This window comes from Streptomyces tropicalis (assembly GCF_029269835.1).
Taxonomy (GTDB): domain Bacteria; phylum Actinomycetota; class Actinomycetes; order Streptomycetales; family Streptomycetaceae; genus Streptomyces; species Streptomyces tropicalis.
In genome coordinates this window covers 154,539-166,743 of sequence record NZ_JARJBB010000008.1, presented here as the reverse complement: position 1 = coordinate 166,743, position 12,205 = coordinate 154,539, and the positions used below count along the sequence as shown (strand labels likewise).

The following is a 12,205-nucleotide window of genomic DNA, read 5'->3' as shown; positions in this document are numbered from 1 at the left end:
CGCAGCCGGGACGCCCGACAGCCCCCGCCCGGGACCCTCCCGGCCGGACATCCCGCCCACTCCGGACCCACGCAGCCGGACATCCCGCCGCCCGGACCTTCCCGGCCGGGACACCCGGCAGGCTCCGGCCCCCTTGTGGGCGGGCGTCCCACCGGGGCGGTCCGTGGCCGGGGCGCGTGCCGGGCTCAGCGGCTGCGCTGCGAGCGCCAGAGCAGGAACAGTGCCGACAGCACGGCCGCGGCCCGGACCACCCACGGCCAGGTCTCGGTGACGGCGGCGTTCACGTGGCCCTGGGACAGGGGGGCGCCCCAGCGGCCGGTGCTGCGGCCCCACAGCCACAGGACGCCCGCCGCGACCGCCAGCCCCGGCATGCCCACGACCGCCCACTTGGACTCGGCGGGCGACAGGCGGCGGGAGGCGTAGGCGATGACCCAGCCCAGCCCGAGGGCGAACCAGTTGCCGAGGACGGCACCGGAGACGAGCAGCCCGGCCGCGATCAGCAGCAGCGGATTGCTCCACCCGCCGGCGCGCAGCGGCCGCAGCCGGCGGCGCACCGGGCCGGCCCTGCCGCCGACCACGGGCTCGCCGGTGTCACCGGCCTCCCCGGCGTCGGCGGCCCGCTCGACGGCCGGGGCACCGGGCCCGGTCCGCCCCGGCTCCCTCGGCGGCGGCGCCTTGAGCAGCTCCGGGATCTCCACGCCCCCGACGAAGCCCGGCACGTCGTCGCCGATGCCGAAGGGGGTGGTGCCGGAGCGCCACCAGTCGGGCCGCGTCGTCGCGTCGCCCACCTCGGCGGCGCCCGCCAGGTGCGGCGGCAGGGGACGCTCCGCGGAAGCGGGGCCCGGACCGGGGCGGGCCGGGCGCGGCCGCGGCACGACCCGGCGCAGCCCGCGGGGGCGCTCCGGCTCGTCGTCGGCGCTGTCGCGCTGGACCGGAACGAGGGGGGCCGGACCCGGACCGCCGTCCGCGGTCCCGCCCGGGTACCCGGTGCCTGCGGTGGCGGCTCCGCCCGCGGCCGTGACCACGTCGTCGGGGGTGCCCAGCCGGTCCAGGATGCGGCGGACGGCGGCCGGGCTGTCCACGGCGGCCCGGGCCCGGTGCCGGTCGATCTCGTTGCGCAGCTCGGAGACCAGACGCATCCGCGTGGCCGAGGACAGCTGCCGCTGGTGCGCCACGTCCCCGACGCGGCTCAAGTACTCGTAGACGACCTGGTCGCTCTCGATCCCCACGAAAACCCCTCCGGGGCCGACGGCGGTGACACCCCGTGGGGAGGACGGTAGCGCACCGCGACGGCACGGACGGCCCCGGCCGCCGCCTCCCTGCGGCGCCCCCACGCCCCCTTCGAGGTGGGGCGTTCCGCGATCGTGACCCGCCCGAGCAGGCCGTCCGCGGCAGGGGACCCGCTACCGTGGGTCGGATGAGCAGCGATGAGAAACCGGCGGCCCCGCGCTCGCTCGCCGAGGCGCTCCGCGGACGCGACGACGCCTGCCTGGCCGCGCTCCTGCGCAGCCGGCCCGATCTCATCACCCCCGTCCCGACGGACCTCACCCAGCTCGCCACCCGCGCCGGGACCCGCGCGTCGGTGGTCCGCGCCCTGGAGCGCCTGGACCGCTTCACCCTGCAGACGGCGGAGGCCCTCGCGGTGGCGGGCGACCCCGCGACCCGCGACGAGCTGCTCGGCCTGATGGCGGGGGACGCCGGGGACCCCGACGTCGCCGCGGCCCTGCCGCACGCCGTGGACACCCTGCGCGAACAGGCCCTCGCCTGGGGAGGCGACGACCGGCTGCGGCTGGTGCGCACCGCCCGCGAGCTGCTCGCCCCCTCCCCGCAGCATCCCTCCCCGACCGGGCTCGGCCCGACCGTGCAGGAGGCCACCGCCGGGATGTCGCCGGGACGGATCCAGGAACTGGTGGCCGCGGCCGGTCTGGCGTCCACCCACGACTCCGTGTCCGCGGTGGCCGCGCTCACCGCGCTCTTCCGGGACCGCCGCCGGATGGCCGCGCTGCTCGCCGCCGCCCCCGCCGACTCCCTCGACGTGCTGGACCGCCTGGTGTGGGGCCCGCCGTACGGCCAGGTCACCGCCGACCCGGCGCCCCGGCTGCGCTGGCTGCTGGACCGCGGCCTGCTGCTGCCGACCGCGCCCGGCACCGTCGTCCTGCCCCGCGAGGCGGCCCTGCACCTGCGCGGGGGCCGCGCGCACCGCGCGCCCGAACCGCTGCCGCCCGCCCTCGACTCCCTGACCGCGCACCCTCCCCGGGGTGTGGACGACACGGCGGCCGGGCAGGCCCACACCGCGCTCGCCACCGTCGAGGAACTGCTGAAGGACTGGGACGAGGGCGGCCCGAACGTGCTGCGCTCCGGCGGCCTGAGCGTGCGCGACCTCAAGCGCACCGCGGTCGCCCTGGACGTCTCCGAGCCGCTGGCCGCCTTCTGGGTGGAACTCGCCTACGCGGCGGGCCTGCTGGCCTCCGACGGGGAGGCGGACGAGCGGTACGCGGCGACCCCGGCCTACGACGAGTGGCGGGAGCAGTCACCGGCCGAGCGGTGGACCCGGCTCGCCGGGGCGTGGCTCGCGGCGACCCGGACACCGGGGCTGGTCGGCGGGCGGGACGCGAAGGACCGCTCGCTGTCGGCGCTCGGGCCGGGCCTGGACCGCTCCGCGGCGCCGGAGGTGCGGCACCGGGTGCTGGCGCTGCTCGCGGCACTGCCGCGGGGCTCGGCGCCGGACGCCGGGCAGTTGCTCGACCGGCTGCGCTGGGAGCGCCCGCTGCGCGGGCCGCAGCAGGACGACGACCTGCGCACCAGGCTGGCCCGGTGGACGCTCTCGGAGGCCGAACTGCTCGGGGTGACCGGGCGGGGCGCGCTGTCCGCGCACGGGCGGGCGCTGCTCGGGTCGCCGCCCGCCGCGCCCGCGGCCGGGGAGGCGGAGCCCTCGGGGCCGGGCGACAAGCTGCCCGTCCACCGGCAGGCCCGGCCCTCGGGAGCCGACGGCGTGCCGGAGCCGCCGTCCCCCGCCGACCGGGCGGCCGCGGCCGCCGCGGCGGCCCGTACCCTCGCCCCGCTGCTGCCCGAGCCGCTGGACCACGTCCTGCTCCAGGCCGACCTCACGGCGGTGGCGCCCGGCCCGCTGCGGCGGCCGCTGGCGGACGTGCTGGACGTCCTCGCGGACGTGGAGTCCAAGGGCGGGGCGACGGTGTACCGGTTCACGCCCGCGTCCGTGCGGCGGGCCCTGGACGCCGGCCGGACCGCCGGGGACCTGCACGCCTTCCTCACCGAGCACTCCCGCACCCCAGTGCCGCAGCCGCTGGCGTACCTGATCGACGACGTGGCCCGCCGGCACGGGCACCTGCGGGTGGGCGCCGCGTCGGCGTACGTCCGCTGCGACGACGACTCCGTGCTCCAGGAGATCCTCGCCGACAAGCGGTCCGCCGGGCTCCGGCTGCGCCGCCTGGCCCCCACGGTGCTGGCCGCGCAGGCGGACCCGGCGGCGCTCCTGGAGGGCCTGCGCGCGATGGGGTACGCCCCGGCCGCCGAGTCCGCGGCCGGCGACGTCCTCGTGACCCGTACCGACGCCCACCGCACCCCGCCGCGCACGGCGCCCGAACCGGTCCCGGACGGGCCCCCGGCGCCGGACGCGACCCTGCTGGGCGCGGCGGTCCGGGCGATCCGCGCGGGCGACCGGGCCTCCACCGCCCCGCGCAAGCCGGCCGCGACCGCGCCGGCCGACGGCGCACTGCCCCGCACCGCCGCCGCGGAGACCCTGGCCACCATGCAGGCGGCCGTCCTGACCGGCGAGGCGCTGTGGATCGGCTACGTCAACGCCGAGGGCGCCGCGAGCCAGCGCGTGATCGCGCCGATCCGTGTCGAGGGGGGCTTCGTGACGGCGTACGACCACACCGCGGACGAGGTCCGCACCTATCCGCTGCACCGGGTCACGGGGGTGGCCGAGCTGGCGGAGGACCCGTCGTGACCGGCCGCCGGTAGGGCACACTGGAGGATTGGCCGTACCGCGTGGCCGTCCGGGGCGCGGCGGCCGCAGGCAGCTCCGTGCAGAAAGGCAGCCGCGCGTGAATGGTCCGCTGATCGTCCAGTCCGACAAGACCCTGCTCCTCGAGGTCGACCACGAGCAGGCCGACGGCTGCCGTCGGGCCATCGCGCCGTTCGCCGAGCTGGAGCGGGCCCCCGAGCACATCCACACCTACCGGGTGACCCCGCTCGGCCTGTGGAACGCCCGCGCGGCCGGGCACGACGCGGAGCAGGTCGTGGACGCGCTGGTGCAGTACAGCCGCTACCCGGTGCCGCACGCGCTGCTCGTGGACATCGCCGAGACGATGGACCGCTACGGGCGGCTGACGCTCAGCAAGCACCCGGCGCACGGGCTGGTGCTGACCACCACCGACCGGCCGGTGCTGGAGGAGGTGCTGAAGTCCAAGCGGATCGCCCCGCTGGTCGGCGCCCGCATCGACCCCGACAGCGTGGCCGTGCACCCCTCCGAGCGCGGGCAGATCAAGCAGACGCTGCTGAAGCTGGGCTGGCCCGCCGAGGACCTCGCCGGGTACGTGGACGGCGAGGCCCATCCGATCGAGCTGGACGAGGACGGCTGGGCGCTGCGCCCGTACCAGAAGCAGGCGGTGGAGAACTTCTGGCACGGCGGCAGCGGCGTGGTCGTGCTGCCCTGCGGCGCGGGCAAGACGCTGGTCGGTGCGGGGTCGATGGCGCAGGCGAAGTCGACCACCCTGATCCTGGTGACCAACACCGTCTCCGCCCGGCAGTGGAAGCACGAGCTGGTGAGGCGGACCTCGCTGACCGAGGACGAGATCGGCGAGTACAGCGGGACGAGGAAGGAGATCCGCCCGGTCACCATCGCCACCTACCAGGTGCTGACCACCCGGCGGAAGGGCGTCTACCCGCACCTGGAGCTCTTCGACTCCCGCGACTGGGGCCTGATCGTCTACGACGAGGTGCACCTGCTGCCGGCGCCCGTCTTCAAGTTCACCGCCGACCTCCAGGCGCGGCGGCGGCTCGGGCTGACCGCCACGCTGGTGCGCGAGGACGGCCGGGAGTCGGACGTCTTCTCGCTGATCGGGCCGAAGCGCTTCGACGCCCCCTGGAAGGAGATCGAGGCGCAGGGCTACATCGCACCCGCGGACTGCGTCGAGGTCCGGGTGAACCTCACGGACTCCGAGCGGCTCGCCTACGCCACCGCCGAGACCGAGGAGAAGTACCGCTTCTGCGCGACGACGGCGACCAAGCGGAAGGTGACGGAGGCGATCGTCCGCCGCTTCGCCGGCCAGCAGATCCTCGTCATCGGCCAGTACATCGACCAGCTCGACGAGCTGGGCGAGCACCTGAACGCGCCGGTGATCAAGGGCGAGACGTCCAACACGCAGCGCGAGAAGCTCTTCGACGCCTTCCGCGAGGGCGAGATCAGCGTGCTGGTGGTGTCCAAGGTCGCGAACTTCTCCATCGACCTGCCGGAGGCGACGGTCGCCGTCCAGGTGTCCGGCACCTTCGGCTCGCGCCAGGAGGAGGCCCAGCGCCTCGGCCGGGTGCTGCGGCCCAAGGCCGACGGCCACCAGGCCCACTTCTACTCGGTGGTCGCCCGCGACACGATCGACCAGGACTTCGCCGCCCACCGCCAGCGGTTCCTGGCCGAGCAGGGCTACGCCTACCGGATCGTGGACGCCGACGACATCCTGTCGGAGGGCTGACCGGCCTCCCGCCCGGCGACCGGCGGGGCGCCGAGCGCGGCCGCGGCCAGCAGGGCCAGCGACAGCAGCGCGTAGGGCGAGGCGAGCGGCTCCTGCCACCACGGCAGGTGCAGGTCCAGGTCGCCGTCGCGGGGGATCAGCCACATCGTGCGGGCGGTGAAGACCACCACGGCCGCCGCCGCCCAGCGGCGGTGGCCCTGCGCCAGCAGCACGGCGATCAGCGGGACGCACCACACCCAGTGGTGGGACCAGCTGATCGGGGACACGAGCAGCGCGGTGAGCGCCGTCAGCAGCACCCCCCACCGCTCGTCCGGCACGCGGCGCGCCAGCCACAGCCCGGCCACCGCCACCACGAGCGCCGGCACCGCCCAGGCCGCTCCCGGCGCGGTCTCCCGCAGCGCGCGGGCGACCATCCCCTGGAGGGACTGGTCGGCGACGATCCAGACCTCGCCGACGCGGCCGGTCTCGAACAGCCGGCGGGTCCAGAAGTCGACGCCCGCGGACGGCAGGACGAGGGCGCTGCCGACGACCGTCGCCGTGAACGCGGCCGCCGCGGTGGCCGCCTCCCGGCGGCGGCCGCGCAGCAGCAGGTACACGATGAACAGCGCCGGAGTGAGCTTGATGCCGGTGGCCACGCCGAGCGCGGCGCCGCGGGCGCGGGCGCCGGGCGGCCGGGTGAGGTCCCACAGGACCAGGCAGGCGACGGCGAGGTTGACCTGCCCGTAGACGAAGGTCTGGAAGACCGGTTCGAGCCAGAGGGCGACGGCGGTCGCGGTGCACAGCACGGCGCGGGAGGCCGGGCGGCCCGCGAGGCGGGCGGAGAGGTCGACGAGCCACAGCAGCAGCAGGGCGTTGCCCGCGACGGCGGCCGCCTTCAGCAGCGGGACGGGGAGCCAGGCCAGGGGCACGAACAGCAGCGCCGCGAAGGGCGGGTAGGTGGCCGGGAGGTTCCCCTCGGTGACCCGGAAGCTGTAGAGGTCGCGGCCGTGGAGGACGGCCTGGCCCTCGGCGCGGTAGACCACCGCGTCGGGCATCGGCACCCGCTGGACGGCGAACAGGACGACGAGGGCCGCCAGGGAGACGGCGAGCAGGAGAACGGGCGTCGCTGCGCGTGACCGGCGGGCCACCGTCCTTTCTGGCACGGGGCGACCCTAGTGGGTGATCACCGGTGACGCACGCCCGCCTCCTCGCCGTACTCGCCGAGGACGACCACGTCGAACGCGGCGCCCGCGAAGACCTTGACGGCCCGCAGGACGTCGCCCACGCGGTGGCGGTGGCTGCCCTTGACGGCGGTGGCACCGGACGGACGCGCGACGGGGTGGATGGTTGCTGCGCTCATGACTCCATGGTGGAACCCGGGGCACGGGACGGGCATCGGCCCCCGGGACCGGCCTCCTCCTCTTGGCATACCCCTCTGGAGGGACGCCACCCCTTCCCCGGGCGGAGGGCTCCCCCAGGGGATGCCCGGGAGGCCGGGAAGGGCGCCCGGCCGTGCGGCGCGCCCTGGGAAAATGCGTTGGCTCCGTCGCCTCCCCGCGCCCTACACTGACCGTTTTCCCCGCCTCCCTTGCGGAGTGTCGCGCCGCCCGGACGGAAACCGGACGGCTTCCCGCAGCAGCCTGACCCGTAGGCCCACCGGAGGCGCCGCCTTGTCCCCCTCGTCCCCGTCCGCCGGACCCGCACGCCCCGCCGACGACCCGCTGCTCCGCGAGCGGACCCACCTCACGTCCTCCCGCGCCGCGCTGCGGGCCATGCGGGAGGACGTGGAGTCGCTCGACATCTCCGACGTCACCGCGAACTGGGTCAACGCCGCGGTCCTCGCCCGCCAGATCGACGACCGCATCAAGGCGCTGGCCGACCTCAGCGACACCCCGCTGTTCTTCGGCCGCCTCGACTACCTGCACGCCCCGGGCGCCGACCGGGCGGAGGGCGCCGAGGGCGAGCGGTTCTACATCGGCCGGCGGCACGTGCACGACGCGGACGGCGACCCGATGGTGATCGACTGGCGTGCGCCGGTCTCGCAGCCGTTCTACCGGGCGTCGAAGAAGGACCCGATGGACGTCGGGCTGCGCCGCCGCTTCGGCTACACCGGCGGCGACCTCACCGCGTACGAGGACGAGCACCTGTCGGACCCGGCGGAGGCGGCCGCCACCAGCAAGCTGCTCCAGCAGGAGATCGAGCGGCCGCGCGTGGGCCCGATGCGCGACATCGTCGCCACCATCCAGCCCGAGCAGGACGAGATCGTGCGCAGCGGCCTGTCCGGCACGGTCTGCGTGCAGGGCGGTCCCGGCACCGGCAAGACCGCCGTCGGCCTGCACCGGGTCGCCTACCTCCTGTACGCGCACCGGGAGCGGCTCGCCCGCACCGGCACCCTGGTCATCGGGCCGAACCGCTCCTTCCTCACCTACATCGAGCAGGTCCTGCCCGCCCTCGGCGAGTTGACGGTGCGTCAGGCGACGGTGGACGACCTGGTGGCCCGGGTCGAGGTGCGCGGCTCGGACGACGCGGACGCGGCGGTGGTCAAGGGCGACGCCCGGATGGCGGAGGTGCTGCGGCGGGCCGTGCTCTCCCACGTGACGATGCCCGCCGAGCCGGTCGTGGTGGTCCGCGGCTCCCGCCGCTGGCGGGTCCCGGCCCACGAACTCCGCACCATCGTGGAGGAGTTGCTGGAGCGCGGCATCCGCTACGGGGCCGCCCGCGAGGCGCTGCCGCAGCGCATCGCGCACGCCGTGCTGGTGCAGATGGAACGGGCCGGCGAGGCCCCGGACGACCGGGTGCAGGACGCCGTCGCCCGCAACGCCGCGGTGAAGGCGGCCGTCAAGTCCGTGTGGCCGCCGGTGGATCCGGCGAAGCTGGTGCTGCGGCTGCTGACCGACGCCGACTTCCTCGCCGCGCACGCGGAGGGGATCCTCACCGAGCAGGAGCGCAAGACGATCCTGTGGGCGAAGCCGGTGCGGTCGGTGAAGGCGGCCCGGTGGTCGGCCGCGGACGCCGTGCTCGTCGACGAGGCCGCCGACCTGGTGGAGCGGACCCACTCGCTCGGGCACGTGGTGCTGGACGAGGCGCAGGACCTCTCCCCCATGCAGTACCGGGCGGTCGGTCGGAGGTGCAGCACCGGCTCCGCGACGGTCCTCGGCGACCTCGCCCAGGGCACCACTCCGTGGGCGACCCGGTCCTGGGAGGAGGCCCTGGCCCACCTCGGCAAGGCGGAGGGGGTGGTCGAGGAGCTGACGGCGGGCTTCCGCGTGCCGACGGACGTGATCGCCTACGCCTCCCGGCTGCTGCCGCACATCGCCCCCGGGCTGGCGCCGGTAGCGTCGGTGCGCGAGAACCCGGGCTTCTTCCGAGTCCGCCCGGTCGGCGGGGACGCCGAGGTGGTCGGGGCCTGCGCGGAACTGCTGCGCAACGAGGGCTCGGTCGGCCTGATCGCCGCGGACGCCCGGGTGCCCGCGCTGGCCGGGGCGCTCGCCGCCGCGGGCCTCGGCCACCTCTCCCCCGGCGAGGAGACCACGCGGGAGACCCGGCTGACCCTGGTCCCGGCCTCGCTGGCCAAGGGCCTGGAGTACGACTACGTGGTCCTCGACGAACCGCAGGCGGTGGTCGACGGCGAGCCCGACGAGCGCACCGGCCTGCGCCGTCTGTACGTGACCCTGACCCGAGCGGTCTCGGGCCTGATCGTCACCCACACCACGGCACTCCCGGCCCAGCTGTCGGGCGACGCACCGCGGGGGTAGGCCCGGCCGGGTCCCCGCCCCACGCCGCCGCACGGACGCACCCGCCGCGCCGGGCCCGCCGCCCGGGTGCGCCGTCCGGGTGCGCCGTCCGGTGCAGCGCTCCGGCAGGCCGGGCACGCCCGAGCCGCCGGGCGAGCGCGAGAGGCCGGCGCGAGGGTAGCGGCCGGCGTGAGCGCGAGAGACCGGGCGAGGGCCCGGGCTCCCGTCCGGTCCGGCGTGTCCCCGCAGGGCCCGACCCGTCCGGGAGCGCGGCGCCGGGACCCGGGCGTCCGCCCCGCACGGCGTCGCGCGGGCCCCGGCCCGTTCCGGGACGGGGCCCGGCTCACTCCCCGTCGAGGACCGAGCGCCACCGTGCGACGGCCCGGGCGCAGACCGGGCCGGACCAGCCGCCTGGGCGGGCGGCGCCGCCGATGTGGAAGGCGTCGATCCCGGCGGCGCGCAGCGGCGGCACGTGCTCCAGGCGCAGTCCGCCGCCCACCATGATCCGCTGCTCGTACCCGGGCTCGCCGCTGCGTGCGGCCTCGGCGGCCAGGGTGGGCAGGCCGTCGTCGACGCCGCTCGCCGCGCCCGCGGTCAGATAGGTGTCGAGGCCGGGCAGTCCGTCCAGCTGCTTGCGCAGGGCCTCCCGGTCGGCGGCCCGGTCGATGGCGCGGTGGAAGGTCCACCGGCAGCCCTCCAGCACGGCGGCCAGCCGCTCCACGACGGCCAGGTCGGCCGCGCCGTCCGCGTCGAGGAAGCCGAGCACGAACTCCTCGGCGCCCTCGGCCCGCAGGTCCCCGGCGACCCGGACCAGCCGCTCCACGTCGTCCGCGGCGAAGCCGTCCGCGAGCCGCAGCATCACCCGCAGCGGGATGCCGACGGCGGCGCGGATCGCGGCGAAGACCGGAACCGGCGGGGTGAGCCCGTCGGCGGCCATGTCGGTGACCAGCTCGAGGCGGTCCGCGCCTCCGGCCTGGGCGGCGATCGCGTCCCCGGCGTCGAGGGCGATCACCTCCAGGACTGCACGCGTGCTCATAGGACCCCTTTCCTCGGTTTCCCCTGGAGCGAACAGGTCTAGTCCAATCTCAGGGTACGCCGAGCGGGCCGCCGCGCCGAGGAGGCGGTCGCCTCGGGCCGGGCCGGGGTCACCCGAAGATGTTCAGCTCCTCCCGGTCCGCCCCGGCCAGCTCGAAGTCCGCCCCGTGCGGCGGCACCGGCCGGCCCGCGTAGAGCCGGACGAGCGTGGCGGCGGCGCCGATGTAGCGGGCCGGGGTGCGCTCCCCGTCGGACTCGCCGAGGCGCAGCGGCTCGTCCAGGTCGTCCAGGTCGGCGTGGAGCGGCAGGTGTCCGTTGCCCCGGGTGATGTGCGCGAGCAGGGGCAGCGCGTACGGCAGTCCGTCGCCCTCGTACGCCCCCGCGGTGCCGAAGGTCTCCCGGACGTCGCCCGCGTGCACCCACTCCCCGAGGGCGATCATGTCCAGCGCCCCGCCGGCCCGGGCGATCAGCGGGCCGGCCTCGGTCATCCCGCGTTCCAGCTCGTCCACCACGCGGGCGTGCGGCCAGCCGGCGCGCTCGGCGATGTCCCGGTCGTTGGACTCGGGCGAGAACACGCCCTTCTCGAAGCGGCCCTCCACCACCCTGAGCAGCGCGGCGGAGCAGTGCGCGAGGACGTCGCGCACCGTCCAGCCGGGGCAGGCCGCGGTGGGCAGCGTGAAGTCCGCGTCCGGCCTGGATCGCAGCAGTGGGATCAGCGCGTCCCGCTCGACGGTGAGCAGCCGCCCGGGCAGCTCGGGGTCCCGTACCTCGTGCGTCTCGGCAGAAGTCATGCGGCCCACGCTAGTGCTGTGACCGAAAAGGTTCACCGACTCGCCAGACCTTTCCGGCCGGAGCACCGGGTGAGATCCGGCCCGTGGCGCCGGTGCGCGGCGCACCTTCACGAGCACCGCACCCGTCCGTGTCGCCCGCCGCCACCGGGACAATGGCCCCATGGCCGATTCCGCCGACCGCCCCGATCCCACCGGACCCGCGGGCCCCACCGACCCCACAGCCCCCACAGCCCCCGCCGGACCCGCCGGTCCCGCCACCCCCGTCGACCTCGACGCCCTGCGGGCACGCTTCGCCCGTGCGCTGGACGGTGCGCGGGGGCAGGGCGCCGGACCCGACCCGCTGCCGTACGCCGACCGGCTGCTCGCCCGCTGGCAGGAGCCGCAGCGGCGGTACCACACGCTCGCGCACCTCACCGCGGTCCTCGACCACGTCGACGCACTGGAGCGGTACGCGGCCGACCCGGACGCGGTGCGGCTGGCCGCCTGGTTCCACGACGCGGTCTACCTGCCCGACCGCTCGGAGAACGAGGAGCGCTCGGCCCGCCTCGCCGAGCGCGCCCTGCCCGAGGCGGGGGTGGGCCCGGACCGGACGGCGGAGGTGGCCCGGCTGGTCCGGCTGACCGTCACCCACGACCCCGCCGCCGGCGACCGCGACGGCCAGGTGCTGTGCGACGCCGACCTGGCGGTGCTCGCCGCGCCGCCCGCGCGGTACGCCGCCTACGCGGCCGACGTCCGCGCCGAGTACCACTTCGTGCCCGAGGACGCCTTCCGCGAGGGGCGTGCCGCGGTCCTGCGCCAACTCCTGGACCTTCCCCACCTGTTCAGGACACCCCACGGCCGCGGGCAGTGGGAGGAGCGGGCCCGCCGCAACCTCGCCGCGGAACTGGAAATGCTGTCGCCCTGATCACGCGCGGCCTGCGGGACATGGTTTTGCCGGCCTGGTGGGTCTGAGTGA

At 76.4% G+C, this 12,205-nt stretch carries 9 protein-coding genes; 4 read left to right on the top strand and 5 right to left on the bottom strand.

The window, feature by feature from the left end; genetic code table 11:
• Nucleotides 1-185 precede the first annotated feature (185 nt).
• The gene (locus P3H78_RS17900) at nucleotides 186-1,229 is read right to left on the bottom strand and encodes a hypothetical protein (RefSeq protein WP_276110008.1); all 1,044 of its coding nucleotides are present in this window, start codon (nucleotides 1,227-1,229) and stop codon (nucleotides 186-188) included.
• Nucleotides 1,230-1,417: 188 nt separating this feature from the next.
• On the opposite strand from P3H78_RS17900, the gene P3H78_RS17895 reads away from it, so the two are divergent.
• Both P3H78_RS17895 and P3H78_RS17890 read left to right on the top strand, forming a co-directional pair.
• Complete coding sequence (locus P3H78_RS17895) at nucleotides 1,418-3,970, top strand: helicase-associated domain-containing protein (protein WP_276110007.1); 2,553 nt, start codon at nucleotides 1,418-1,420, stop codon at nucleotides 3,968-3,970.
• Nucleotides 3,971-4,067: 97 nt separating this feature from the next.
• Nucleotides 4,068-5,711, top strand: a complete 1,644-nt coding sequence (locus P3H78_RS17890; RefSeq protein WP_276110006.1) for a DNA repair helicase XPB — start codon at nucleotides 4,068-4,070, stop codon at nucleotides 5,709-5,711.
• Here the strand turns inward: P3H78_RS17890 and P3H78_RS17885 are convergent.
• Both P3H78_RS17885 and P3H78_RS17880 read right to left on the bottom strand, forming a co-directional pair.
• Nucleotides 5,669-6,853, bottom strand: coding sequence for a glycosyltransferase 87 family protein (locus P3H78_RS17885; protein WP_276110005.1), 1,185 nt, complete (start codon nucleotides 6,851-6,853; stop codon nucleotides 5,669-5,671). The two genes, P3H78_RS17890 and P3H78_RS17885, sit on opposite strands and share 43 nt — an antisense overlap.
• 20 nt (nucleotides 6,854-6,873) lie before the next feature.
• The gene (locus P3H78_RS17880) at nucleotides 6,874-7,050 is read right to left on the bottom strand and encodes a hypothetical protein (RefSeq protein ID WP_276110004.1); all 177 of its coding nucleotides are present in this window, start codon (nucleotides 7,048-7,050) and stop codon (nucleotides 6,874-6,876) included.
• 310 nt (nucleotides 7,051-7,360) lie between these two features.
• On the opposite strand from P3H78_RS17880, the gene P3H78_RS17875 reads away from it, so the two are divergent.
• Nucleotides 7,361-9,445, top strand: a complete 2,085-nt coding sequence (locus P3H78_RS17875; RefSeq protein ID WP_498073048.1) for a HelD family protein — start codon at nucleotides 7,361-7,363, stop codon at nucleotides 9,443-9,445.
• 322 nt (nucleotides 9,446-9,767) lie between these two features.
• Here the strand turns inward: P3H78_RS17875 and P3H78_RS17870 are convergent, their stop codons facing one another.
• Together P3H78_RS17870 and P3H78_RS17865 are read right to left on the bottom strand one after the other, a co-directional pair.
• Nucleotides 9,768-10,460, bottom strand: a complete 693-nt coding sequence (locus P3H78_RS17870; protein ID WP_276110003.1) for a copper homeostasis protein CutC — start codon at nucleotides 10,458-10,460, stop codon at nucleotides 9,768-9,770.
• A gap of 109 nt (nucleotides 10,461-10,569) precedes the next feature.
• The gene (locus P3H78_RS17865; protein ID WP_276110002.1) at nucleotides 10,570-11,250 is read right to left on the bottom strand and encodes a maleylpyruvate isomerase family mycothiol-dependent enzyme; all 681 of its coding nucleotides are present in this window, start codon (nucleotides 11,248-11,250) and stop codon (nucleotides 10,570-10,572) included.
• 160 nt (nucleotides 11,251-11,410) lie between these two features.
• Between P3H78_RS17865 and P3H78_RS17860 the strand changes: the two genes are divergently transcribed.
• Nucleotides 11,411-12,154 carry an HD domain-containing protein gene (locus P3H78_RS17860; protein WP_276110001.1) on the top strand — a complete coding sequence of 248 codons (744 nt, stop codon included), beginning with the start codon at nucleotides 11,411-11,413 and terminating at the stop codon, nucleotides 12,152-12,154.
• The last annotated feature ends 51 nt before the right edge of the window (nucleotides 12,155-12,205 follow it).